Origin of the sequence: Megasphaera sp. SW808, assembly GCF_012027795.1 — a bacterium.
GTDB lineage: Bacteria > Bacillota > Negativicutes > Veillonellales > Megasphaeraceae > Megasphaera > Megasphaera stantonii.
The window spans coordinates 16,731-40,825 of the sequence record NZ_SJOT01000026.1; the positions used below are offsets into that span (position 1 = coordinate 16,731).

Genomic DNA, 24,095 nt, shown 5'->3' on the forward strand with positions numbered 1-24,095 from the left:
GCCCTCCGAATGCCGGTCCCACGCCTGGCAGTCCTATTATGAATTATTTTGCTGTGATTTTCCCGGCCAATCGTCCATTTCAATAGTTTGCTCTACGATGATTTCCGTAATTTCCGCCATCGTGTTGGCTTCGCGGACTTTTTTCTCGTAGCGCTTGAGCAGCACGGCGCCGACGACGCCGCCGAAAATCATGCCGGCGAAGGCCGACAGCTCCTTGGCCCAGCCGAGGGTTTCGCCGTTTACGTAGCCGAAAGCGCCCCAGATGAGGACCATCAGGAGGGGCATGCCGAAGCACATCGCCCCGCCGACGCCCATCTTCCCGTCGGGAATATTAAATCGTACATACTGCCCTTTGATCGCTCCAACAGGGTTCTTCGCGTCGATCAGGGCGTTATTTTTGCAAATCATGCCGCTGCACGGCGTATACAAATTGTTGCGGTTCGTCCGCAGCTTGACCATGCCGTTGTCAAATACGGTGTCGACAACTCCCGTTCCAGTTCTCATACGTATCTCCTTATCTGAATATCAAGTGTAACTGCCCTTATTATATCTTACTTTTACCGGCCTGAACAGATATATATTTGTCAAATCCATCCTTTTTTGGTATACTATAGATGTCTTTGAAAAATCTATCCCAAGGAGTGATATATATGGCAGTAACTACGATTACAGCAGCGAATTTTCAGCAGGAAATCCTCTCGGCCCAGGGCGTCGTCCTCGTCGATTTCTGGGCCGCCTGGTGCGGGCCGTGCCAAATGCTTTCGCCCGTCGTCGATGAAATCGCCGAAGAACAGCCCCAAGTCAAGGTCGGCAAGGTAAACGTAGACGAACAGCGGGAACTGGCGTCGCAGTTTCAAATCGAACTCATCCCGACCCTCGTCGCCTTTAAGGACGGCGCGGAAATAGGCCGCCTCGTCGGCGTCCATCCCAAGGAAAGCATCCTGGCATTAGTGAAGAAATAAGGAGGCCTCGGTCATGTACAGCTATACCCCTGTGGGAGTATGCTCCCAGCAAATCTTTTTTGATCTGGACGGCGGCGTCGTCAAAAACGTCCGCTTTATCGGCGGCTGTCCCGGCAACTTGCAGGGCATCAGCCGCCTCGTCGAAGGCATGGACGCAGCCGAGGTAATCCAGCGCCTCGAAGGCATTCAGTGCGGCGGCAAGCCCACGTCCTGTCCCGACCAGTTCGCCAAAGCCCTGAAGCAGGCTCTGGAGACGGAACAAAACTGATTCCTCTTATAACAAACGCAAAGACGGTACCGCAAGTTCCAGCAGTACCGTCTTTTTATATGGTGTTCTTATTTCAGGAAATCTTCACGGATCGGCGTGAAAATATCAAAGACAACGAGAGGCACGTCTTCCGTATTGACGACGCTGTGTTCTGAATTTGACGGAAACCAGGCTACGCCGCCGGCTTCCAAGTGCTGCACCTGGCCGTCTGTAATGACATCGCAGGCTCCCGACTCTACGTACAGCAGCTGTTCGTGTGGATGGCTGTGGGCCGGCATCGTCGTCTTCGGATGCACTTCGTTGCGCACGAGCATGACGTTCTTGCCTGTAAAAATCTTGCGGTCCATAAGATCCAGATGAATCGTCGGAATATCCTTCCAGTTGTCAAATAATTTCATTTCCATAGTGCAATTCCCCCTATACGATTAATATCCTAAATTTTCGCCGACCAGGATAACCTTGATGCGGCCGGCAGGGCGGCAGACGCGCGTGCGCAGCAGCTGGGCGCAGACGCTGTTCGTCGTCGCGCAGTGGGCGCACATACCCGTCTTATAGCACGGCGTATCCGAGCCGGCAAAGCGGTTGATGTTAATAGGCGCCGCCGTCGAGCGGGCTCTGGCCATAGCCGACTCGACAGTCGGACAGACCTTGTTCATGCCGACGACGACAAGGACCTGCTTCGGCCCGTAGGACAAGGCGGCGACGCGGTTACCGTTGCCGTCGATGTTGATGAGCTGGCCGTCCTCTACGGCAGCGTTCGTCCCCATGAGAAAGGTGTCGCACAGCAACGCCTTGCGCATGAGTTCCACCCGGTCTTCCGGCGTCTTAGCCGTATCCCTGTCGATAACGGCGTAATGCTCCAGCACGTAAGGCCGCAATCCGATGTCGTCAATGGACGCCGAGCCGCCCCACGATACGACGTGGTCTGCCGGAATATAGGACAAGGCCGTCTTCAGAGCTTCTTCCTTCGTCGGACAATACACGGCCTCGAAGCCCCTGGCGGCAAAGCGCTTAGCTACGGCCGGCCCTTTCTTGTCATACATGACGTGCATCATATCCGTTCTATCCATGTCTATCCCTCCTGACATTTCCTATTTCGCTCCATCTTATGCACTGCTTTCATCATAGCATATAAAAAAATCATATACAATATACAGTTTTCTTACATACAGTAAAAATCTTAAAATATGGAATATGCTGTAAAAAAACACCGCTGCAATTGAAAACATATATGTTTTCAATTGCAGCGGTGTTTCTATATATCACAGTGTTACACATTCAGCTCCGCGATGGAATACAGGCAGGCGTATCCTGCCAAGGTCACGCGGTCGCCGTCAAGTCTGCAGTACAGCTCGCCGCCTCGTTTCGACGCCTGGTAGGCTTTGAGCTGGTCTTTTCCCAGCGCCTTAGCCCAGATAGGTACGATATGACAGTGGCCGGAACCGCAGACCGGATCCTCAGGAACGTTGAGCTTCGGCGCGAAGCTGCGGCTCACGCAGTCGTAGTCCGTCCCCTGAGCCGTAATATGCAGCAGCAGTCCGTCTAAGGATTTCATCGTCTCCATGTCAGGCTTCGCCTGCCGCACGTCGTCTTCCGCCGGCATGACGCAGACCAAGTCCCGGCCCATATACGCCGCCGCAGGCCGCGCGCCGATGACCGCTGCCATAGTATCCGTTACGGGCACTTCCTTCATGTCGTAAGCCGGAAAGTCCATAGACAGCAACTCGCCGTCCCGCGAGACGACCAATTCGCCGCTCATCGTCTGAAAGCGGAATACCTGTTCTTGCGGCACTATGAAATGAGCCAGCACGTAGGCCGTCGCCAGCGTAGCATGGCCGCACAGGTCGATTTCGCCGCCCGGCGTAAACCAGCGCAGACGATAGGCATCGCCTTCCTTGACCGTAAAGGCCGTTTCGGACAGGTTGTTTTCCATGGCAATGCGCTGCATGAGTTCGTCCGATATCCACGAATCCATGACGCAGACTGCCGCCGGATTTCCTTTAAACACCTCTTTCGTAAAGGCGTCGACAACATAGCATTTCATCACATAGCCCTCCTTTGCATCGATTGTACTATCTTTACAGATTCATCATAGCATAGGAGAATTTTCCATACAATGAGAAAATTGTATGGCATACAATTATGGGTGCCAATCATCCAATATGGATTTCAGCCGCCTCAGCCCCTCGGCCAGTTCGTCGTCGTCAGCGGGAGCAGTCACAGCCAGGCGCAGGCCGTGCTGCCGGCTCGCGAGACCGACGGCAAAGTGGGCGTCGCCATATACGGCTACGCCCCGCCGTCTCGCCTCGGCTTCCGCCTGCGTCCCCGTCAGCCCTTCCGGCAGGACCAGCCAGCGGCTCAGGCATTCCGAACTGCCTAAGAGCGTATATCCCTTCAGGATTTCCTCGGCAATGGCGTTTCTCCGGGCCGCCCCTTCCCGCCGGGCCGCAATCAGCGTCTCCGCCGCGCCGGACACGAGAAGACGGGCCGTCAGCTCCGCCAGCAGTTCCGACTGCGATAGGTGCAGGCTCTGCACGATGTCCTGCAGCGCACCGGCATAAGCCGGAGGGCAGAGGATATAGGCCATGCGCAGCGTCGGCAGCAACACCTTCGACAGGCTGAGGATAAAAAAGGTTCTCTCCGGAGCCAGGGACTGAATCGTCGGCAGCGGGTCTGCGGCCATGAGCCGGGCTACGCCGTCTTCGATGATGAACAGCCCTTCGTCTTCGGCGGCCTGGGCTATCGTACGGCGGCCCTGTTCGCTCATGACGTGGGCCGTCGGATTTTGAAAATCCGGCACGATGTACAGCCCCTTGATTTGATGATTCTGCACGGCATAGCGAATGCCGTCGGCGCTCATTTCTCCCTGCTCCTGCGCGACGGGAACCAGCCGCACGCCCAGCAGCCTGGCGGCCTGCTTGAGGCCGGAATACACGAGTGGGTCTACGCCCAGCCGGTCGCCGGGCCGGCACAGGGCCAGCAGGGAGGCAACAATGGCGTTTTGCCCGCCGTTCGTCGCCACGGCTCCTTCTTTTCCCACTGCGCCGGCGCGGCGCAGCAAGTCCAAGGCAGCCAGTCTGCGCCACGCCGCCCTGCCGCTGCCGTATTGAAAGAACGCTGGGGCCTTCTCCTCCACCAGCATAGCCTGCAGCGACGCGACGACGCCGTCGACGGCGATCGTCTCCGGCATCATCGAGGCCAGCTCAATCAAGGGCTCCGTCCCGTCGGGGGCGAGGGACAAATTCGTCATGGCGTCGTAGGCCACAAAGGTTCCGCTGCCGATCACGCTGGTCAGCAGGCCCTTATCCGAACAGATGCGGAAGGCCTGCGACACAGTGCTGACGTTGATATCCAAAAAATCGGCCAGCTCCCGCTGCGGCGGCAGCTTCGTCCCTGGCAACAGCGCGCCGGAGCGGATGTCGTCTTCCAGACGCCGCGCCAGCGATTGGTACAGGGGCCGTTCCTTATTCCATGCCGGCTTCCAGGACATGGGATAGGTTTCAAAGGAATTGACAGGCATAAGCGCCTCCTTTCTGACGCGCTTATTTCGCCAGCATCATCTTCGCCGAGCTCTCGGCAGCGACAGAGCCGTCTTCATGGACGACGCGCCCTTCGGCCGTGACCAGCCGGCCCCGGCGCGACGTAATCCATCCTTCTACCTTGACCGTTTCGCCAATGCGTACGGCACTGCGGAAGCGGATTTCCAGCTTTGCCGTATAAGCAGGCCTGCCGGCCTTGCGGAATACGCAGTCTCCCATGACCTCGTCCAGCAAGGTGCTCGTCAGCCCGCCGTGCATGCGGTCGCCGTAGCTTTCGTGCTCTTTCTTCGGCGTAAAATAGGCAGTCCACACGCCGTCGATCTCTTTCATATCTAATTTTAACCCGATGGGATTCTCTTTTCCGCAGCCGAAGCACCAGCTCGTGTCGACGGCCGTCGTTTCTTGTGTCATTCGAATTCCTCCTTCCAGCGCAGGCGCTGCGCTTTACTTTATTATATACTCTCGCAGCGCAGATAGCTATCAGTCATCATCGACATTATTTAATATTGAAAAATTATATCATTTATATATTGACATTTACTTTCATTATTGGTATGATATAGCCATCAAACGACGAAACGGAGGATGCACATGAATATAGATGCTGTATTAGTCAATCACTGTTCGCCTACCTTAGCGGGATTAAAGATGGGCTCGCTTCTCTGCCTCCCCCGCTTGGAATCCCAAACAGATTACGAAAAATTAATTGATAAATACAATCATATGTATAACCAAAAAGGTCTTCACTTCCGCATATTGTACGCCTGTCCCAAACGCACCCTGTTATATGTATACAGACCGGCAATGGTCGCGTCCTACGTGCAGGATCAGGCCGTCATGGCCTTTTTAACGCAGTACGGCTACGCCGCCGGCGATGTCCTGGAGCACATGCTGGACCACCTGGCCGACCGGTTCCGCGAAGGCGGTTGTTTTCCCCATGAGTCCGGGATTTTTCTCGGATATCCCTTAGAAGATGTATGCGGCTTCATTACCCACAAGGGGAACCACGCCAAAATCTGCGGCGACTGGAAGGTCTACGGCGATGCCGACAAAGCGTCCCGTATATTCCGAATGTTCAGCTGCTGCCGGGAAGACTACATAAACAGATTTGCCGTTGGGACAACGTTAGAATCACTCATCGTAGCATAAGGAGGAATTTATAATGGTAGAAATCGTATATTGGAGCGGCACTGGCAACACAGAAGCCATGGCGCAGGAAATCGAAGCAGCCGTCAAAGCTGCCGGCGCCGATGTAGAATCGGTTCGTTTCGAAGATACAAGTGTAGATGCCGTTGCATCGAAGGACGTTATTTTGCTGGGCTGCCCGGCTATGGGCGCGGAAGTGCTGGAAGAAACGATCGTCGAGCCGTTCTTCGCAGAGCTTCTGCCAAAATTAAAGGGTAAAAAAGTAGGCCTGTTCGGCTCTTACGGCTGGGGCACGGGCGAATGGATGGACGTGTGGAAGCAGCGCACGGAAGACGCCGGCGCTGTCGTCATCGGCACGGCCATCGTCAATGAAACGCCGGACAACGCCGAAGAATGCGCCGCGCTGGGCCAGGCCGCCGCGCAGGCATAACCATCTCTTTTCAAGTTCATTCATACCTCTCTAACATATAAAAAGAAAACAGCAGCGATTCCCGCAGAGTCGCTGCTGTTTTCTCGTGCCGAAATATCTTCAGCATATAGAAAAGGTTTCATGGAATATGATACAATAAACACGATATTGTCATCCTCGCAGCCACACGGCCGCGTAGATATTTCTGTCATTTTTTATATCCCTATTCCAAGGAGGAATCCGTATGAAAGACCAAGTTTTCAGCGTGCTGCAGGCCATCGGCCGAAGCTTCATGCTGCCGGTCGCCATCCTGCCTATTGCCGGTCTGCTCCTCGGCATCGGCGCGTCCTTCACGAACGCGACGACCATTCAGACCTACGGCCTGGAAGGCGCCCTCGGCGACGGCACGCTCCTGCACTCGCTGCTCACCGTCATGAGCAGCGCCGGCAACGTCATCTTCGGCAACCTGCCGATCATCTTTGCCGTCGGCGTCGCCATCGGCATGGCGAAGCAAGAAAAGGAAGTCGCAGCCTTAGCGGCTATGATTTCCTTCTTTGTCATGCACGCCTCTACGAACGCCGTATTGAAATTGTCGGGACAAATCCTGCCGGACGGCTCTATTGCCGACGGTGTTCTCGAAGGTACGATTGCCGATGTCTGCGGCATCTTGTCCCTGCAGGAAGGCGTATTCGGCGGCATCATCGTCGGCCTGGGCGTCGCCTGGCTCCACAACCGCTATCATAAAATCGTCCTGCCCAACGCCTTGTCCTTCTTCGGCGGCTCCCGTTTCATCCCGATTGTTTCCACCGTCGTCTACATGTTCGTCGGCATCGCCATGTGCTTCGTATGGCCTGTCGTACAAAACGGCATCTTCGCCCTCGGCGGCCTCGTCACCGGCACGGGCTATATCGGCACCCTGATTTTCGGCATCATCAAGCGGGCCCTCATTCCCTTCGGCCTGCACCACGTCTTCTATCTGCCCTTCTGGCAGACCGGTGTCGGCGGTTCTATGATGATTGACGGCAACCTCGTCCAGGGCGGCCAGAATATCTTCTTCGCCCAGCTGGCGTCGCCGAATGTCACCCATTTCAGCGCCGACGCGACGCGGTATTTCTCCGGCGAATTCATCTTCATGATCTTCGGCCTTCCCGGCGCGGCCCTGGCGATGTACCGCACGGCAAAGCCGGAAAAGAAAAAGGTAGCCGGCGGCCTCCTGCTGTCAGCAGCCCTGACATCTATGCTCACGGGGATTACGGAACCTATTGAATTTTCCTTCCTTTTCGTTGCGCCCCTGCTGTTTTACGTGCAGGTCATCCTGGCCGGCGCAGCCTACATGATCGCCCACATGCTGAATATCGCCGTAGGCCTGACCTTCTCCGGCGGCCTCCTCGACCTGTTTATCTTCGGGATTCTCCAAGGCGAAGACAAGACGAACTGGATGTACATCATCCCCGTAGGCGTCGTCTATTTCTTCCTGTACTATTTCATTTTCACCTTCCTCATCAAGAAATTTGACTTTAAGACGCCAGGCCGCGAAGACGACGACGCGGAAACGAAGCTGTTCACCAAGGCCGACGTCAACGCCCGCAAGGCGGCAGCTAAAGGCGAAGGCAACGCCGACGGAGCTCCCGCTGTCGACGCCCTGAGCCAGACCATCGCCCGCGCCCTGGGCAGCAAGAAAAATATCACCGCCGTAGACTGCTGCGCTACGCGGCTCCGCTGCTCCGTCGCCGATTCGTCCCTCGTCGACGACGCCCTCCTGAAAGCGACGGGAGCCGTCGGCGTCATCAAAAAAGGGACAGGCGTCCAGGTCGTATACGGCCCGCAAGTCGCCGTCATCAAAGCCAATCTGGAAACGTATCTTGAAACGGCGCCGGACGTCGAGGCGGAAGAAGAATCGCCTATCCAGGCTCCAGAACCGCAGACAGCAGCCGCGGCTCCGGAAGCTCCCGAAGCCGTTCCGGCAACTCCGGCAGATACGGCTGAGAAAACGTACTTCCACTCGCCCTTTACCGGCGAGCTGCATCCCATTACCGACGCGCCGGACGAAGCCTTTGCCGGCAAGATGACCGGCGACGGATTCTTCGTCTATCCGACGGAAAACACGGTCTACGCTCCGGCCGACGGCGAAGTCACCTTCGTCTTCGACACGAAGCACGCCATCGGCATGACCACAGCCGACGGAGTCGAATATCTCCTTCACATTGGCATCGACACGGTCAAATTAAACGGCCAGGGCTTTACGGTCTTCGTGGAAGACGGTCAGGAAGTCAAGCAGGGCGACAAGCTCATGGAATTCGACGACGAATTCATCAAGCAAAACGCCCCGTCCGACGCCTGCCTGTGCATCTTCACCGACATGGACGCCATTCCCGAAGTCCATACCGTGACGACCGGCCAGGTCAAAGCCTTAGACAAAGCCGTCTGGTTTTGATACGCGACCGTAAGCACTCCTTTCGGCTTTCCTAGCCCCGCGAACTATCCTGCCTCGACAGGACGCCGCGGGGCTTTTTTTACCGGCGCGCCTATAGATTCTTATGCTGTATGAGAAAGGCCGCGCCCCTATGTGGAATGAAAAAACCGTGATACAATATATTTAAGGAGGTCCCCATGACGCGAGAACTCAACAGACTCAACGACGTATTTTTCAAATATCTCCTCGGCGACGCGAAGAAAAAATCACTGACCCTGAGCTTTATCAACGGCATCTTAAACCGAACGGGAAACGACCTGTTTACCGATTTGGAGTTTCTGGATAAAGAAATGACGCCCATCACCGAAGCCGGCAAGGTATCCGTCCTCGACATACGGGCCCGAATGAACGACGGCTCTCAGGTCAATATCGAAGTACAGGTCTGCAAAGACCCGGATATGGCCCGCCGTTCCTTATACTACTGGGCGAGAATGTACGGCGGCGCACTTCATAAAGGCGCGCCCTACCGCAACCTGATGCCGGCCATTTCCATCAACTTGATGGACTTCAACGCCTTCGAGCAGTACACGACGTGTCATCACTCCTACCACGTACGCAACGACGAAACCCACGACATCCTCATCGGCGATTTGGAAATGCATTTTATCGAGCTGGAAAAAATACGCATCGGAGACATTCGAAAATTGCGCAAGTCTGAACAATGGATCGCTTACTTTTCTCATCAATGCAGCGACGAACAACGGGAGGTGTTAGCCATGAGCGAACCGGCCATCAAAGAAGCGATGAACTGCGAAATGCATTTTACCCAAGACGAAAAGCTGCGCCGTAAATACGAAATTCAAGAAAAAGCGCGGCGCGACTATATTTCCATGATGTACAACATCGAAAAAGGCCGCGAAGAGGGCTTGGAAGAAGGACGGAAAAAGGGTTTGGAAGAGGGACGGCAAAAAGGTCTGAAAGAAGGACGGCAAAAAGGTCTGGAAGAAGGTCGAAAAGAAGGTCGAGAAAAAGGTCTGAAAGAAGGGCAGGATCAAGAACGGCGGCGCATCGTCCTGTCCATGCTCCAAACAGGCTTTCCCTATGAAACCATTTCCCAAATTACGAACATTCCGGTTGAAGAAATCGCAGCCATCGCCCAATCGCAGGCGCGGCCAATAAAAGAATAACATCCCGCAGCAAAACAGGACAGCGACGCGCAGCCGCTGCCCTGTTTTTTCATTCCTTATGTATCACGTTTATCTCGAATGCTCCCGCTCGACTCGGCTAAGTCCAGCCCCCTCGTTTCAGGAGCCAGCAGTACCGTAACGACGAGTCCGAAGCCAAGAATGCCTACGATTGTTAAAATCGTAGCCTGAATACCGAAGTTTTCTAAAAAATACGGCAAGCCAAAGGTCCCCAATATAGGACCAAATCGGCTGATGGCCGTGACCGTGCCGACACCGGCGGCCCGTACCTCCGTCGGAAACAGCTCATTAGGATACAGCCAGTCCAGCACATTCGGAGGGCCCGAAGCCAGAGCATAAATCGTAAATCCCAAGACGACGAGCCAAAATGGCGGCTCTCCGACAATTGCCAGAAGCAGCAGCCCCAAGGCCATGCCGACGAAGCTCCAAATCAAAAGCGGGCGGCGGCCAAATCTCTCGATAATCGCAATACCTGCTACGACGCCGACGATGAATATCAGGCCGATGAGCGAATTGCCCAGCAGCGCGCCCCGCCCTTCTCCCAGTTGTATATCCTGCAGGAGAACTGCGCCGAAAATATACATGACAAACATCGGCAGCACCGACGTAGCCCAAAATACGCTGGCGAAGAAAATCCTCTTTAAATACAACGGCTGCAGCAATTCCCGATAGGAAGTTTTGACCGTCTTTTCTTCTACGTCGTCCGTATCGGCGCTGAAACCGTAAACGGCTTTCATAATGATGCGTGCTTCTGCAGTGCGTCCCTTATTGATAAGCCAGCGCGGTGATTCGGGATATCTCCGCCGGCCAATTGCCAGTGGAATCGCCACGATAGCCGGAGCGCCCAGTAAAATCTGCCAGGCATACGCTGAATCATACACTAAATATCCGACGATTTCCCCCAAGGTCATGCCGCCGCTCAGCATCAAAATCAGCACGCCGATCATAATGCCTCTCCGCCGGGGCGGTGAATATTCCGCTAAATACGCCGTAGCACTGGGATAATCGGAGCCTACGACAACGCCCGCCAAAAATCGTATAACAAATAGTTGTGATGGCGTTTCAACAAATATAGATGCAATAGATAATGCCGCCATTGCCAATGGAATCACGACAAAGGGCAGCTTTCGTCCAACCTTGTCCGATAAATACCCAAATACAGGTCCCCCTAGCAAGACGCCCATCAAGGCGGCGGAACCAATCGCACCGGTCCAAAACACATCCAGTTTCATCAGCGGCCTGAGATGCATCAACGCCGGCCCAATAACCGTTAAAATATACCCGTCCAGCAAAGACGTACCACCGCAATATAAAGTCAGTCTGTTTAAAAAGGCGTTAAATTTCTTTTCTTGTCTCTGTGAATACGTGAAATACCTCCCCTTCCGTTCTTACAACATTCATACCGCACATCACGTCGCAGCAGGCAATAGCTTCGAACAAAATTGTCCGGAGTATACAAACGGGCCGAGTGGCAATACGATGACAGGCCGCTTTTTTTGGTAAGGAGCGCATAGAATAATTAGCCAAATCCCGTCAACACGTATAACCAGACAGCCCGTGTATACCTGTTTATTATATTGTTTTTATTGCCTTTACTTATTAGGGTCAGGGGGCTTTACGCCTATATACAGAACGATGTTCTATTATATAGGCGCAAAGCGATATGAGGGTGAATAGGAAACTTAGTCGAATACACAGCCCGGATTCAGAATGTTATTCGGGTCAAACGCATGTTTAATCCCTTTCATAATCTGCATAACTGTCGGCGAATACTGTAAATTCATGTACGGTTTTCTGGTCTTGCCGGTACCATGCTCTGCCGTAATAGTTCCGCCGTATTTCAAAGCAGCTTCATAAAAATCTTTCCGCATGTCATCAGCCCAGCTCGGTACATTGCCTTCCTCGTCGCGAAGGATAAAGTTATGGAAGTTGCCGTCGGCAACGTGACCTACGCGCGGTGTTGTCGATCCGTATTTCTTAGCGATTTCATCAAAATCAGCCAGCAATTCATTGACGTGGCATACGGGAACTGCCGTATCCAGAGAATCTACGAAATACGGTTTAAATACTTCATACATTGCCGAGCGGATATCCAAAATGGTCTTCTGATCCTTCTTGCTTTCAGCAATAATGCAGTTGATAGCGCCATTTTCCGAAGATATAGCATCAATCTTTTCGGCCGTATCATAGACTTCATCTTCATCCTTGCCTTCCAGCATGTAGATAATATCCACTTTGCCTTCGTCTTTCAGCGGCCAAGTCTTGCTGATTTCTTCGCCCGTCTTCAATGCAATAGAGCGGTCCATATATTCAACAGCTAAGGGAACAATTCCAGCGACCTGTACAGCCGATACACAGTTAACTGCGTCTTTCGGATTGGCAAAGGACATAACCATCGTGCCCGTATGTTCCAGTCTGGGATGAAGTTTAAAAGTAACTTCCAACACGACGCACAATGTGCCTTCCGAACCGACAATGAGGTGCATTAAATCATAGCCCATGTTATTTTTCAGCAGTTTTCCGCCTAACTGAACGATTTCACCAGACGGCAGACACACCTTTAAGCCTTTTACATAGCTTCTCATGATCCCGTGTTTTACAGCGCGGACGCCGCCGGCATTTTCAACAGCTAAGCCGCCGAGCTGCGCACCTTCGTCACCAGGATGACAGGGGAAGTATAATTCATGAACCTCTTTATCTAAATATTCGTTAAGCTGATACAACGTTACGCCAGTCTGCGCCGTAACCATCATGCCGATTTTATCGACTTCCAAAATCTTGTCAAACCGTTCCATCGACATAATAACGCTTGGCTGTGTCGGAATAACGGCACCACAGGCACCTGTACCGCCGCCGCGAGGAATTACAGGAAACAGCATTTCATTGGCAAGCTTTAAGATTTCTGAAACTTCTTCATTAGTACCCGGACGAACAACGACACAATCAGGTTCTGCTTCGGGACGAACTAATTCTTCCGTTTCATCGTATAAGTATCTGCTGACGTCGTCATCCTGTACAAATACATATTTTTCTCCGCAAATGGCCTGCAACCGTTCAATAATTTTCTGATCCATATAGACAAACTCCTTTCTGAAAAACATTTAAATTAAAACCGACTTTTATTTATTACGCCGCAGCACTGGATTTACCAATCTTATGCTTGCGTTTGTAAATCTGAATTGCAATGGAATTTAATACGCCGATAGCCATAACAACGGCTGCAAACAAGAAAATTCTATCAAATCCGGCGTTTCCGTAAACATCCAGCCAATATCCATACAATACAAAGATGAACAAATCAGGACAATATCCGATGCAGCAGACCAGCCCCGATGTGGACCCAGCGTACTTACGAGGAATTTCCAATTCAGACGGTACGGCAAACATCGCACCGCGGGCCATGTAAGTAAATACACCGGTAATGATTGTCATGACAATCAACAGAGTAGCATCTGTGCCTGGCGGCAGCATCTTAAAGATGACCACGAATATAATCGCACCTAATAGAGAAACACCAACAACAGCTGACAAAGAACGGAACTTATCACCTAACCATCCGCCCAACGGAGCCCCAACGAACCGTGTGCCGTAAATTCGAATGATAGCCAGGCCGCCGGAAAACACTACGGAAGCACCTAGTACATTACTGAAATAAGGCGTATAGTACGAAAGCGTACAGTACATTGTGTACGTAGCAAAGACAGCGATGCCGGACATCCATGTCCGCGGATTCGTCACAACATGTACCCAGTCCTTGACGGTCATCTTTTCTTCCGGTTCAGCCGACGTATTGTCCTTCTTTGCCGTTTCCGGTTTTGGAATCAGGAAATACAAGCAAATCAATGTAATGACGCCAATAACAGCGTAGCAGATGATAGCCGCTTTTAAACCGTTAACGCCGTATGCGTCTGTTGCAAATTTTGTAAAAAAGTACAAGGCAATGAAATTTACGATAACGTTCCCTACACCGCAAAACGCTTCAACAAAACCGAATATGGTTCCCTGCTGCCGTTCATGCCCTACTAAGCGGCACAGCTTGATGTGAGCGGGAAAATAGAGAAACAATCCGGAAAATGCAAATCCAGCCCAGACAACTAAGGCAAAGGTATAATTCATATTAAATGCAAACAGAACATTTAACACACAAATTAAGCCAACGCCAATCATGTAAATAGATTTCGCATTAAAACGGTCGCTCAACATTCCGCCAAAGGCGGCCAGAATATTGCCAATACCAAAAATCGTAATAAGATATCCAAGCTCTTGCTGTGAACAACCTAGGGCTGAAACCAACGCATCGTAAAATACATATTGGATAAACGGTGTAGCATATACTACAGTATATCCAAGCCCTAGGAAGAAAATAATCACGAACTGTTTAATAGACAATCTGATCTTTTCTTGTTCATTTGACATACTATTCTCTCCTTTCGTTCTGTTCTGCGGAACAACGTTCTGATATTTTCATTGACTTTATGGTATCACATATATTCGTATTCCGCAAGAATTTTTATGATATTTATGTATCTTGTTTTGTAATTATTTATAGTCTAATTATAATAATCTGTAATTTTTAAATATATTTAATTCATTTATTAAAATATAAGTAATTGTTAGCACGATTTAAATTATACTTATTCTTTACTCAAATATTCTTACATGTTTTGGCTAGCTATTATGCGGCATGAAGCTCCACAAAAAAACACCAAAATATACAAGATAAACTCGTATATTTTGGCGTTTTTTTATCTTTTATGCAAACATATATCCGACTTTCATCGCCTGCGTATTTAAGGCTTCAAACTTTTCTTTACCTTTGCGGCGGAAAGTTTCATTCATGCCGTCAATTGCTTCCTGCAGCGTAAAATCACCTGTCTCTTTGATAATGACGCCGCTCATAACGATGTTAGCACCCTTCGGATGATTAACTCGTTCAGCCAAGTTCATGCATGGTACAGAAATAACTTTTACATCTGTTCTAAAATTCTCCGGCAGCGTAACCATATTGGAGTTAATGATGACAACGCCTCCCGGTTTTACCATAGAAGCAAATTTTGTCAACGTTTCATCATTCATGGCTAATAAAATATCAGCTTCTTCCTTTTCAGGGCTGTAAATCCGGCCTTCGCCGAATTTCACAACGCAGCTGGCCGTGCCGCCGCGCATAGCCGAGCCGTACTCGGGGCTCCACGTCGCCTTATAGCCTTTATAAATTGCCATTTCAGCAATCATCGTACCGGCAGTCAATACGCCCTGACCGCCCAGTCCGCCTAAGAGTATTTCTTTCATTCCGATTCACTCCTTCCTCATTATTCCTTCGCATCAGGCACTTTAAATTCGCCAATGGGGAAATACGGTTTTACGACTTTTTCGATATGTTCCATTGCCTGAACAGGCGTCATGTGCCAGTTCGTCGGGCACGGGGAAAGAATTTCTACGAACGAATAGCCTTCACCGGACAATTGTACTTCAATTGCTTTTTTGATAAATTTCTTGGCCTGGATAATGTCTTTTACGCTGGCAACACTGCCGCGGGCGACGTAGGACGGATGGAAGCTGTGCGCGATCATTTCCGGGAAATGCATCGGCATACCTGTCAGGTCGCAGTCGCGGCCGGCAACGGTCGTGCTGGTTTTCTGTCCCGGCAGCGTCGTCTGGCTCATCTGGCCGCCGGTCATGCCGTAGTTCGTATTGTTGATGACGATCGTCGTAAACCGTTCGTTGCGGTACGCGGCACTCGTGCTTTCTCCGATGCCGATACTATAAGCGTCACCGTCACCCTGATAGGAAATGATGACATTATCAGGATTTACGCGCTTCATGCCGGTGCAGACGGCGCCTGCGCGGCCGTGAGGACAATGCTGACGGTCACAGTTTAAGCCGCCGCCCAGCAAGCTGGAGCAGCCTACGCCGATACCGAAAATAATGTTTTTATCCTGACCCAATTCTGCCAGCGCTTCTGTAATCAAGCGGATAACCACGCCGTGACCGCAGCCAGGGCAGAAACCCATAGGTCTATTGGCAATATACGGAATTTTTCTTGCTACAGCCATATCAATATACCTCCTTTAACGTCCCTTGCAGCACGCTCTTGTAATCGTCGAGAATCATCTTGCGCGACGGAACTCCCCAGATATGAGGATTGGTAAATACAGGTACATGGCCTCGCTTCTGCCGTTTCAATGTCAACGCTACGTCGTCGATGAGCTGACCTGTCGCATTTGCTTCGACAGTCAATACGCCTTTTACGTTCGGATTGATCTTTTCAAAGGCTTTTTCCGGGAACGGCCAAACCGTAATCGGGCGGATGAAGCCGACCTTTTCGCCCTGCGAACGGAGATATTCGACAGCGCCGATGACACTGCGGCCCGTAAGGCCGTACGCAACAAATACGTAATCGGCGTCTTCCAGATAGCCATCTTCCCAACGCTGTTCGTTTTCTTTTACTTTGGCAAATTTTTCGACCATCCATTCCTTCGCTTCCTGTACGCTGTCGCGGTCGAAAATACCGATGCGCGGACGTGTATAGTGACCGTCCATCCCCCATTCGTAGCGATGCGGTTCCTGCATCGGCGGCAGTTCGCAGTCTTCCATCATATGGCTGAGAGCGGCTTCCGTCATGAGCACGCAGATCATGCGGTATTTTTCCGCTAAGTCAAAGCCGAGGCCGACTAAATCTACAGCTTCCTGTACACTAGCCGGGCACAATACCAGCTGGCGGTAATCGCCGTTGCCGCCGCCGCGGGTATCGCGGAGGTAGTCGCACTGAGATGATACGAGCGTGCCGATACCGTTGCCGTAGCGCACCGAGTTCACAATAAGAGCCGGCAGCTGTTCGTCAGCCAATACGGACATGCCTTCCTGCTTCAAGCTGAGGCCCGGGCCGCTGGATGCCGTGATGGCCCGGACGCCGCACGTTGCCGCGCCGACTACCATATGGATACTGGCAATTTCCGATTCTGCCTGGATAAACGTGCCGCCTACTTCCGGCAGACGCCACGATAAATACTCTAAAATTTCCGTCGTCGGAGTAATAGGATATCCGGCGAACATTCTTGCACCGGCACGTACTGCCGCTTCCGCAATGGCTTCATTGCCTTGAATAAATTGTTTCATACTTCCACCTCCTATTACCCTAACACTTCGTATACGCCGTCAGGACAAACGATATAACAGGTTCCGCAGCCAATGCACTGGCTGTGATCAATGACCGTAAAATGATACCCGGCTTTGTTCATGTCATCACTGAAGGAAATGCATTTTTTAGGGCAATTCACTACGCAAAGCTCACATTGTTTGCACCGTTCAGGGCTCGTTAAAACTTTTACATCTTGTTCGCTCATTCTGTTCCCTCCTTGTCAGAAACATCATGGAATTTATACTTTTTTCTGGCTTTTACGCCAAATTTTCATCTTTTCTGCCTCTTGAATCAGTTCTTCTCTAAAATCAGGGTGGGCAATAGAAATCAGCAATTCTGCCCGTTCCCATGTAGATTTGCCTTTCAGCTGCACAGCACCGTATTCCGTGACAACGTAGTTGGTCATTGTCCGCGGCGTCGTAATGATCGTGCAGGGCTCGAAGCTGGCGCGAATCCGGCTGATAACGGTTCCGTCTTTTTTCTTATATGTCGACGGCAGGCAGATAAAGCCTTTTCCGCCCTTCGAACGATACGAGCCTAACATGAAATCAACCTGGCCGCCGGTCCCTGAAATCTGGAACATGCCGGAGCTTTCGGCAGACACCTGACCGTACAAATCTACTTCAATGGCCCCGTTGATAGCCATAAAATTATCATGCTGGGCAATGATAAAGGGGTCATTGACATAGCTTACCGGGAAGGTGGCGCAGGAAGAGTTCCGATTGACGAAGTCATAGCAGCTCTTCCTGCCCATGGCAAAGGTAAATACGTGTTTTCCGGGATTTAAGGTCTTCTTTCTCCCGTTAACGCGTCCCGACTGAATCATATCGACCATAGAGTCAGTAAACATTTCCGTATGAATCCCCAAATCCTTTAAGTCCGACTGGGAAATCATCGCGCCGATGGCATTGGGAATGCCGCCGATGCCTAACTGAATAGTCGCGCCGTCGCACAATTCTTTCATAACGTGCCCGGCAATTTGCTTATCAATATCCGTCGGTTCAACTGGAATAGCTTCTACCAGCGGATGAGACGTTTCTACAATTAAATCGACTTCCGAAATATGAACGGTTTCATAATAGCCGCCATAGCAGATGGGCATCTGTTGATTGACTTCGACAATGACTTTGTCAGCCAATTCAATCATTTCTTTATTATGTGATACCTGAGGTCCCAGATAAAAATTACCATTTTCATCCATGGGAGATACCGGTACCATAGCAACATCGCTATGAAGGGTCTTTTTAAAATACGAAGGCAGTTCATGATACAGCATCGGCACATAGTAACACTGCCCTTGTTTCATGAGCTTCCGTTCTACACCGCTGAGATGGAAGCTGTTATACGTAAATGCTTCCCCTTCCGGATCGGCTTCGACGACGGCCGGCATGATCGGGTCAAAGTCCGTTCTGATTTTCACATCCCGCAGTTCGTCTTTTCTCGCCGCCAGTGCCCGGTCTAATACAGTCAAAGGACTTCCAAAGGAACCGTATTCTACCCAGTCGCCGCTTTTAATAATTTTCACCGCTTCTTCAGGAGTTGTTAATTTTTTCTGATACTCTTCTTTATAATTCATATGACAGCCCCTTTCTAATAATACATATTATTCATCAATTGCTCTTATTTCCTTAGTTAAAACAGAAACACGCTGCGCACATTGCTTTAAAAGCTTTACTTTCTCTTCAAAATCATTATCGAATACTCTGGCTTTAGGTCCAGATATAGAAATAGCTGCAATAGCCTTTCCATTTTTATTGAATATCGGAGCACCTACGCAAAAGAGACCTTCTTCTCTTTCTTCATTATCCAATGCATATCCCTGCTGCCGGACCTGTTCCAACTCAACTTTTAATGCATCTACGCTAGTTAGTGTGTTTTCCGTATATGCATAAAATTTAGTATTTTTCATAATTTGCCAATCAATCGCATTATATGCCAACATGCATTTTCCCACAGACGAGGCATATGCATCCATATGAGAGCCGATTTCAGGATTCATGCTTAAAATCGGCTGGGGGCCGCGTGCTTTATAAATAACAACGCTTTTATAGCCGTTTAGTGAATCCACATGCAAGATGGAAACATTCACAATATCCTTTACCTTCATGTATAAGATATCCGCTTCCGGAGCTACTATATCAGCTAAAGAATAGGTATTGGCTACCATCATGCCAATCGCATACAAACTAGCGCCTAACCAATATTTATCGGTTACTTCATTTTTTTGAACAAAGTGTTTAGATTGCAGCGTAACCAAGGTGCGATGAATCGTGCTTTTGTATACGCCCAATTGACTGGCAATTTCTGAAACGCCCATCTCCTTCCCTTCTCCATACAGAAGCAATAATACGTCCAAAGCTCGTTCCACAGATGCTATATTACTATTATTCATAATGAGAATGCACTCCTTTACAATCCAGTTATTTCTAACTAAATTGTAACACTTACTCTCTCTTTTTTAAAACATCTGCCGGAATAGAAAAATCAACTTCTTCAAGCTTCAGCATGTGCGTATTATGTTTCTTCTTATACCATAAAAACAACCCTAAAAATAAAGGTATACTGCTGTAAGTAACAATCAAGCCTCCCCAATCAATTTCACTCTCCGCAAAGAAAAATACAGCTTGACCAATAATGACAACTGCACAAATTCCCATGCCAATCCAAGGTCCTAAAGGGAAAAATTTACTTGCATACGGCAGTTCCTGTATACTGTGCCCTTGGGCTATATATGCTCTTCGGAAACGGTAATGGCTCCAAGCAATTCCCAGCCAAGCTATAAAACTTGTCAATCCTGCACCATTTACAAGCCAGACATATACTTTGCCAGTTCCTGCAACCGAGGTTAGAAATGCCATCATTCCAATAACAGCAGTAAATGCTACAGATATATACGGCACTCCTCGCAAACTAGTTCTTGCTAAAAATTTAGGCGCTTTCCCTTCTAAGGCTAATGCATACAGCATTCTGGAGCCGGCATACAAACCCGTATTACCGCAGGATAAGACAGCGGTTAAAATAACTGCATTCATTACCGAAGCAGCTACGGCCATTCCCGCACGCTCAAATACCAGTGTAAAAGGACTAACCCCAATAGCTTCAAGACCACTCTTTAATAAATCCGGGTCATTGTACGGCATTAAGAAACCAATGACTAAAATCGTCCCTATGTAAAATAGTAAAATTCTCCAAAATACGGTATGAATAGCTTTTGGAACATCTTGCCGCGGATTAGCAGACTCACCAGCAGCTACACCAACGACTTCGGTTCCCATAAAGGAGTACCCGGCAATTAAAAATACACTGAAGGTAGCAAACATTCCGCCGGGAAACAGACCATCTCCAGCCTGCCAGTTTTCAAATCCAACAGGCGGGCCTCCGCCAAGGATACCCAAAATGATTCCTACACCCAGTAGTAAAAATACGATAACAGTAACGACTTTAATGCCTGCGAACCAAAATTCTGACTCACCATATAGTTGAGCAGATAAAACATTTAACAGGACAAGAATAATCAGAAACAAGGCACTCCAGAAAAAGGAGCTGGTGTCAGGAAACCAAAACTGGATGATCATAGCCGCTGCCACTAACTCTGATGCTAAGGTAACTGCCCAATTGATCCAATAATTCCAACCTAAGGCAAAGCCCAGAGCCGGATCAATAAATCGTGAAGCATACGTCTCAAACGATCCGGAAACTGGCATATACGTTGACATTTCACCCAAACTGGTCATCAAAAAATACACCATAATGCCTATTGCTAAATAAGCAGTCAGTGTGCCTCCGGCACCAGCACTGCTCAGCGATCCCCCTAAAGCAACAAATAATCCTGTTCCAATAGTTCCCCCTAAGGCAATCATTGTAATGTGCCTGGCTTTAAGCGCCCGCCTTAACGTACCATCCGTACTGCCATCCATTCAAACCTCCCCCTTTATTCCCAAGTAATAGAACAACGTTCTATTACTTGGGTACACGAGTCTATTCTGCCATAGCCTGAACAGTTTCATGATTCTGTTTCCGCAACCTCAAAATACCGATAGCTGCAAAGAACCCGATAATCAGTACAACCGTTTGGAAAATGAACATATAGGTATAAGCCGTCTTTCCATATACGTCCAGCCAATATCCAAACAGCGTAAACTGGAATAAGTCAGGAGAGAAGCCAATAGCCGCCGCAATCCCAATGGTAGACGCTGTCAATTCCCTAGGAATGCCCGCTTCCGTAATGGTCGCATAGTACGCGCCCCGGCCAATATATACTGCTGCAGATAAAATCAATGTCAATGCAATCAAAATCGGCGCTGTCATCGTATGTACTGTAAGCAGCATGATAAATCCCAAAATCCCCAAAGCCTGTACACCCAACAAAACTTTTGACGGAGATTTCAAAATGTCAGAAAGTATGCCGCCAATAGGAGCGCCCAGCAACGTCATCCCATGTTGTCTCAAGATGGCAACCCATCCAGTAAAAACAATAGTAACTCCAAGTACGTCCGTAAAATACGGAGTGAAGTATGTCAATGTAGTCAGGAAGGAATAAATAGAGAATACGAGGATAGCTACCAACCAAGTGGCTTTTTTACGGCCTACTAAAATGAAGTCTTGGATAATATTCGTCTTTTCTTCCGTTTCCAAAGATTTCTTCGGCTTTTCAAGAACAAAGAATGCGATAACGCCTAACACGATGGACAAAATTGCGACGCCCATCATCGCAGCTGTTAAGCCGGCAATACCTTCCATAAACTTGACGTAAATGGCCATCATCATCATATTGATAATAATATTCCATACGCCAATGAAGGTTTCATTAAAACCGAAGATTTTTCCCTGATTTTCATCAGTCGTTAAACTTCTAATAATCTTAATGTGTGCCGGATAATTCATAAACAAACTAGCAAAGGCAAAGCCAATCCAAATGAATACGGCAAACGAATACGTAGGATTAAACACGAAGGCAATTGTCAACAGACCATTTAGAATAACGGAACCTACGTATATGTATTTGTAGTTGAAGCGATCAGCAAACCATCCTCCAAGAGGTGCCCCCCAAATATTTCCAAACCCATATATGGTGATCAAAAACCCCATTTCCATGTTTGTCCCGTTGATGAATTCTTTAAATGGGTCATACCATATATATTGTATAAAAGGAATAATATATACAATGGACCAGCAAGCCCCTAAAACAAACATGGTCAAAACTAACTTGAAACTCACTTTATTTGTCATTTTTTTGCGTCCCTCCTTAGATGGAGTGTTTCTATCTTTGTAAAGTTTACATCAGCAAATACTTTTTAAAGCTTTTCCCAGCAAATGAATCCCTTCTACGATCTTTTCTTCCGATACGGTCGTGAAGTTCATGCGCATCGTATTTTTCGGGCCTTCATTAGCGTAGAAGAATTCGCCGGGAATATAGGCGACACCGTATTCTAAAGCCGTGTCTAAGAAAGCGTTGGCGTCGACGTGTTCCGGCAGGACAACCCAGATAAACATGCCGCCTTCCGGCTTCGTAAACTTCACATTAGCCGGAAATTCTTTTTCCATTTCAGCCAGCATGAGCTCGCATTTGTCCTTGTACGCCTGCTGAATTCCCTGAATGTGTTTTTCAAGGTCATAGGAATTCATGAATGCTACAGCCTGTACCTGGACAAATTGGTTGCACTGTAAATCCCAGCCTTCCTTGATCAATTCGGCTTGTTTGATGACTTCCGGATTCGCGCACATCCATGCCAGGCGAAGGCCAGGAGCCAATATTTTCGAGAAAGAACCTAAATATATGATTTTTCCCTGCGTATCCATAGATTTCAACGTAGGAACGAATTCGCCTTTAAACCGAATTTCTCCATAAGGATTATCTTCAACTACCATGACGTCGTACTTATTGATAACTTCCATAAAGGCTTTGCGTCGTTCCAGTGTCCAAGCTTTGCCTGTCGGATTTTGGAAATTAGGAATAACGTACAGTAACTTAACTTTTGGATTTTCACTTAATACCTTATCCAACTGCTCCGTATCAATTCCATCTTCATCCGTATCTACGCCTATAAATTGAGCCCCATAGGGACGACAAGCATTGATTCCGCCCAAATAGCTTGGATTTTCAGCAACAACGATATCCCCTTCTTCCAGGAACATCATAGCAGTCAACGCCAATCCCTGCTGAGAGCCTGTCGTCATGATGATATTGTCCACAGTCGCATGAATATTTTCTTTACGAGCCATTCGTTCGAGGATTTTATCAAGCATCGGCCCGTAGCCTTTAGTCAATCCATATTGAAAAGCTTCTTTACCTTTTTCCCGAATCATTTTTTCTGTCGAAACCGCTAATGCTTCCAACGGAAATAAATCCGGATCCGGCAAGCCAGCTGCAAAAGAAATTACTCCTGGCTTTTTAGATATTTTTTTCTGTACATCACGGATAGCCGACGGTTGAATTCTTGACATTCTTTCAGAAAACTGCATATGAATCACTCCTTAAATTTATTTTTTTGTTCTGTTGTGTAGAACATTGTTCTGTTTTTTTATCTTAATTACATGGTATCATAGGTATATAGCATTTACAAGTAACTTTTTGCATATTTCTTATTCTTTTTAGAAATATACTATGTATTTCTTATAAATTTTAGTAATCTTACATTAGTTTATTGATATAATATATCAATAAACTAAACATATTTATATACTAAGAGCAGATTAAATACAGTGTAATGCTGCATTAAATTCTTTAAAATATCGTCCTATAATAAGAATTGCAATTAATAAGAAGCTATCTTTTTCTCTAAAAACAATCCACACTCTCTCAATACAACAATTACAACGAAAAATCTACAACCAAAATCCCGGCACTGCCTGATGAGACAGTACCGGGATTTTTTATAAGAAACCCGCAAAAAGGTTTTCTGCTATGTAATTATAGTCTAGCGTTCCTTATCCTTCTACGCAGGCAATACCGCGTTTTAAGGCTTCCATGTTCAGCGGAACGAGCTTTGCTTTCTTGCCCGTGAACATTTCATGA

At 48.8% G+C, this 24,095-nt stretch carries 24 protein-coding genes; 6 read left to right on the forward strand and 18 right to left on the reverse strand.

Annotation, left to right across the window (positions count from 1 at the left end):
• Nucleotides 1-36: 36 nt before the first annotated feature.
• Entirely contained in the window at nucleotides 37-504 is a 468-nt protein-coding gene (locus E0L13_RS09485) for a SoxR reducing system RseC family protein (RefSeq protein ID WP_168062023.1), read from the reverse strand.
• Between the two features lie 146 nt (nucleotides 505-650).
• Between E0L13_RS09485 and trxA the strand changes: the two genes are divergently transcribed.
• Entirely contained in the window at nucleotides 651-962 is a 312-nt protein-coding gene (trxA, locus tag E0L13_RS09490) for a thioredoxin (protein ID WP_168062025.1), read from the forward strand.
• Between the two features lie 13 nt (nucleotides 963-975).
• A complete protein-coding gene (locus tag E0L13_RS09495) occupies nucleotides 976-1,230 on the forward strand; it encodes a TIGR03905 family TSCPD domain-containing protein (protein WP_168062027.1) in 255 nt (84 codons plus the stop codon).
• Between the two features lie 68 nt (nucleotides 1,231-1,298).
• Here the strand turns inward: E0L13_RS09495 and E0L13_RS09500 are convergent, their stop codons facing one another.
• The 5 genes from E0L13_RS09500 to E0L13_RS09520 form a co-directional block, all read right to left on the reverse strand.
• Entirely contained in the window at nucleotides 1,299-1,634 is a 336-nt protein-coding gene (locus tag E0L13_RS09500; RefSeq protein ID WP_168062029.1) for a cupin domain-containing protein, read from the reverse strand.
• A 21-nt stretch (nucleotides 1,635-1,655) separates the two neighbouring features.
• On the reverse strand, nucleotides 1,656-2,300 hold the full coding sequence (locus E0L13_RS09505) for a lactate utilization protein (RefSeq protein WP_168062031.1): 645 nt from the start codon (nucleotides 2,298-2,300) through the stop codon (nucleotides 1,656-1,658).
• Between the two features lie 200 nt (nucleotides 2,301-2,500).
• The gene (locus E0L13_RS09510; RefSeq protein WP_168062032.1) at nucleotides 2,501-3,274 is read right to left on the reverse strand and encodes a PhzF family phenazine biosynthesis protein; all 774 of its coding nucleotides are present in this window, start codon (nucleotides 3,272-3,274) and stop codon (nucleotides 2,501-2,503) included.
• A 96-nt stretch (nucleotides 3,275-3,370) separates the two neighbouring features.
• Nucleotides 3,371-4,750 carry a PLP-dependent aminotransferase family protein gene (locus E0L13_RS09515; protein ID WP_168062033.1) on the reverse strand — a complete coding sequence of 460 codons (1,380 nt, stop codon included), beginning with the start codon at nucleotides 4,748-4,750 and terminating at the stop codon, nucleotides 3,371-3,373.
• A gap of 22 nt (nucleotides 4,751-4,772) precedes the next feature.
• Entirely contained in the window at nucleotides 4,773-5,180 is a 408-nt protein-coding gene (locus E0L13_RS09520; RefSeq protein ID WP_095629283.1) for a PaaI family thioesterase, read from the reverse strand.
• A gap of 180 nt (nucleotides 5,181-5,360) precedes the next feature.
• Here E0L13_RS09520 and E0L13_RS09525 point away from each other — a divergent pair, with 180 nt between their 5' ends.
• The 4 genes from E0L13_RS09525 to E0L13_RS09540 all read left to right on the forward strand — a co-directional run bounded on the left by E0L13_RS09525 (nucleotide 5,361) and on the right by E0L13_RS09540 (nucleotide 9,924).
• Nucleotides 5,361-5,918 carry a DUF3793 family protein gene (locus tag E0L13_RS09525; RefSeq protein ID WP_168062035.1) on the forward strand — a complete coding sequence of 186 codons (558 nt, stop codon included), beginning with the start codon at nucleotides 5,361-5,363 and terminating at the stop codon, nucleotides 5,916-5,918.
• A 13-nt stretch (nucleotides 5,919-5,931) separates the two neighbouring features.
• A complete protein-coding gene (locus E0L13_RS09530; RefSeq protein ID WP_087477310.1) occupies nucleotides 5,932-6,345 on the forward strand; it encodes a flavodoxin in 414 nt (137 codons plus the stop codon).
• Between the two features lie 223 nt (nucleotides 6,346-6,568).
• Complete coding sequence (locus E0L13_RS09535) at nucleotides 6,569-8,758, forward strand: PTS transporter subunit IIABC (protein WP_168062036.1); 2,190 nt, start codon at nucleotides 6,569-6,571, stop codon at nucleotides 8,756-8,758.
• 176 nt (nucleotides 8,759-8,934) lie between these two features.
• Nucleotides 8,935-9,924, forward strand: a complete 990-nt coding sequence (locus E0L13_RS09540) for an Rpn family recombination-promoting nuclease/putative transposase (protein ID WP_168062038.1) — start codon at nucleotides 8,935-8,937, stop codon at nucleotides 9,922-9,924.
• A gap of 56 nt (nucleotides 9,925-9,980) precedes the next feature.
• Here the strand turns inward: E0L13_RS09540 and E0L13_RS09545 are convergent, their stop codons facing one another.
• The 12 genes from E0L13_RS09545 to E0L13_RS09600 form a co-directional block, all read right to left on the reverse strand.
• A complete protein-coding gene (locus tag E0L13_RS09545; protein ID WP_168062039.1) occupies nucleotides 9,981-11,234 on the reverse strand; it encodes an MFS transporter in 1,254 nt (417 codons plus the stop codon).
• A gap of 390 nt (nucleotides 11,235-11,624) precedes the next feature.
• Nucleotides 11,625-13,016 (reverse strand): FAD-binding oxidoreductase, encoded by a 1,392-nt coding sequence (locus E0L13_RS09550; RefSeq protein WP_168062041.1) that lies wholly within the window; start codon nucleotides 13,014-13,016, stop codon nucleotides 11,625-11,627.
• Nucleotides 13,017-13,068: 52 nt separating this feature from the next.
• Nucleotides 13,069-14,358, reverse strand: a complete 1,290-nt coding sequence (locus E0L13_RS09555) for an MFS transporter (RefSeq protein WP_168062042.1) — start codon at nucleotides 14,356-14,358, stop codon at nucleotides 13,069-13,071.
• Nucleotides 14,359-14,694: 336 nt separating this feature from the next.
• A complete protein-coding gene (locus E0L13_RS09560; protein ID WP_168062044.1) occupies nucleotides 14,695-15,231 on the reverse strand; it encodes a 2-oxoacid:acceptor oxidoreductase family protein in 537 nt (178 codons plus the stop codon).
• A 20-nt stretch (nucleotides 15,232-15,251) separates the two neighbouring features.
• The gene (locus E0L13_RS09565) at nucleotides 15,252-15,995 is read right to left on the reverse strand and encodes a thiamine pyrophosphate-dependent enzyme (RefSeq protein ID WP_168062046.1); all 744 of its coding nucleotides are present in this window, start codon (nucleotides 15,993-15,995) and stop codon (nucleotides 15,252-15,254) included.
• A gap of 1 nt (nucleotide 15,996) precedes the next feature.
• Nucleotides 15,997-17,058 carry a 3-methyl-2-oxobutanoate dehydrogenase subunit beta gene (locus E0L13_RS09570; RefSeq protein ID WP_168062047.1) on the reverse strand — a complete coding sequence of 354 codons (1,062 nt, stop codon included), beginning with the start codon at nucleotides 17,056-17,058 and terminating at the stop codon, nucleotides 15,997-15,999.
• A gap of 14 nt (nucleotides 17,059-17,072) precedes the next feature.
• The gene (locus tag E0L13_RS09575) at nucleotides 17,073-17,285 is read right to left on the reverse strand and encodes a 4Fe-4S binding protein (protein ID WP_168062049.1); all 213 of its coding nucleotides are present in this window, start codon (nucleotides 17,283-17,285) and stop codon (nucleotides 17,073-17,075) included.
• 33 nt (nucleotides 17,286-17,318) lie between these two features.
• Nucleotides 17,319-18,656, reverse strand: a complete 1,338-nt coding sequence (locus tag E0L13_RS09580) for an acetyl-CoA hydrolase/transferase C-terminal domain-containing protein (RefSeq protein ID WP_168062051.1) — start codon at nucleotides 18,654-18,656, stop codon at nucleotides 17,319-17,321.
• Nucleotides 18,657-18,683: 27 nt separating this feature from the next.
• Nucleotides 18,684-19,472, reverse strand: coding sequence for an IclR family transcriptional regulator (locus E0L13_RS09585; protein WP_168062053.1), 789 nt, complete (start codon nucleotides 19,470-19,472; stop codon nucleotides 18,684-18,686).
• Nucleotides 19,473-19,524: 52 nt separating this feature from the next.
• Nucleotides 19,525-20,997, reverse strand: a complete 1,473-nt coding sequence (locus E0L13_RS09590; RefSeq protein WP_168062054.1) for an amino acid permease — start codon at nucleotides 20,995-20,997, stop codon at nucleotides 19,525-19,527.
• Nucleotides 20,998-21,058: 61 nt separating this feature from the next.
• The gene (locus E0L13_RS09595) at nucleotides 21,059-22,309 is read right to left on the reverse strand and encodes an MFS transporter (RefSeq protein WP_168062056.1); all 1,251 of its coding nucleotides are present in this window, start codon (nucleotides 22,307-22,309) and stop codon (nucleotides 21,059-21,061) included.
• A 51-nt stretch (nucleotides 22,310-22,360) separates the two neighbouring features.
• Nucleotides 22,361-23,542 (reverse strand): PLP-dependent aminotransferase family protein, encoded by a 1,182-nt coding sequence (locus E0L13_RS09600; RefSeq protein WP_168062058.1) that lies wholly within the window; start codon nucleotides 23,540-23,542, stop codon nucleotides 22,361-22,363.
• Nucleotides 23,543-24,095 lie beyond the last annotated feature (553 nt).

Coding starts and splice junctions, on each gene's coding strand:
- E0L13_RS09485 (WP_168062023.1), bottom strand. CDS start 504: ATGAGAACTGGAACGGGAGTTGTCGACACCGTATTTGACAACGGCATG.
- trxA (WP_168062025.1), top strand. CDS start 651: ATGGCAGTAACTACGATTACAGCAGCGAATTTTCAGCAGGAAATCCTC.
- E0L13_RS09495 (WP_168062027.1), top strand. CDS start 976: ATGTACAGCTATACCCCTGTGGGAGTATGCTCCCAGCAAATCTTTTTT.
- E0L13_RS09500 (WP_168062029.1), bottom strand. CDS start 1,634: ATGGAAATGAAATTATTTGACAACTGGAAGGATATTCCGACGATTCAT.
- E0L13_RS09505 (WP_168062031.1), bottom strand. CDS start 2,300: ATGGATAGAACGGATATGATGCACGTCATGTATGACAAGAAAGGGCCG.
- E0L13_RS09510 (WP_168062032.1), bottom strand. CDS start 3,274: ATGAAATGCTATGTTGTCGACGCCTTTACGAAAGAGGTGTTTAAAGGA.
- E0L13_RS09515 (WP_168062033.1), bottom strand. CDS start 4,750: ATGCCTGTCAATTCCTTTGAAACCTATCCCATGTCCTGGAAGCCGGCA.
- E0L13_RS09520 (WP_095629283.1), bottom strand. CDS start 5,180: ATGACACAAGAAACGACGGCCGTCGACACGAGCTGGTGCTTCGGCTGC.
- E0L13_RS09525 (WP_168062035.1), top strand. CDS start 5,361: ATGAATATAGATGCTGTATTAGTCAATCACTGTTCGCCTACCTTAGCG.
- E0L13_RS09530 (WP_087477310.1), top strand. CDS start 5,932: ATGGTAGAAATCGTATATTGGAGCGGCACTGGCAACACAGAAGCCATG.
- E0L13_RS09535 (WP_168062036.1), top strand. CDS start 6,569: ATGAAAGACCAAGTTTTCAGCGTGCTGCAGGCCATCGGCCGAAGCTTC.
- E0L13_RS09540 (WP_168062038.1), top strand. CDS start 8,935: ATGACGCGAGAACTCAACAGACTCAACGACGTATTTTTCAAATATCTC.
- E0L13_RS09550 (WP_168062041.1), bottom strand. CDS start 13,016: ATGGATCAGAAAATTATTGAACGGTTGCAGGCCATTTGCGGAGAAAAA.
- E0L13_RS09555 (WP_168062042.1), bottom strand. CDS start 14,358: ATGTCAAATGAACAAGAAAAGATCAGATTGTCTATTAAACAGTTCGTG.
- E0L13_RS09560 (WP_168062044.1), bottom strand. CDS start 15,231: ATGAAAGAAATACTCTTAGGCGGACTGGGCGGTCAGGGCGTATTGACT.
- E0L13_RS09565 (WP_168062046.1), bottom strand. CDS start 15,995: ATGGCTGTAGCAAGAAAAATTCCGTATATTGCCAATAGACCTATGGGT.
- E0L13_RS09570 (WP_168062047.1), bottom strand. CDS start 17,058: ATGAAACAATTTATTCAAGGCAATGAAGCCATTGCGGAAGCGGCAGTA.
- E0L13_RS09575 (WP_168062049.1), bottom strand. CDS start 17,285: ATGAGCGAACAAGATGTAAAAGTTTTAACGAGCCCTGAACGGTGCAAA.
- E0L13_RS09580 (WP_168062051.1), bottom strand. CDS start 18,656: ATGAATTATAAAGAAGAGTATCAGAAAAAATTAACAACTCCTGAAGAA.
- E0L13_RS09585 (WP_168062053.1), bottom strand. CDS start 19,472: ATGAATAATAGTAATATAGCATCTGTGGAACGAGCTTTGGACGTATTA.
- E0L13_RS09590 (WP_168062054.1), bottom strand. CDS start 20,997: ATGGATGGCAGTACGGATGGTACGTTAAGGCGGGCGCTTAAAGCCAGG.
- E0L13_RS09595 (WP_168062056.1), bottom strand. CDS start 22,309: ATGACAAATAAAGTGAGTTTCAAGTTAGTTTTGACCATGTTTGTTTTA.
- E0L13_RS09600 (WP_168062058.1), bottom strand. CDS start 23,542: ATGCAGTTTTCTGAAAGAATGTCAAGAATTCAACCGTCGGCTATCCGT.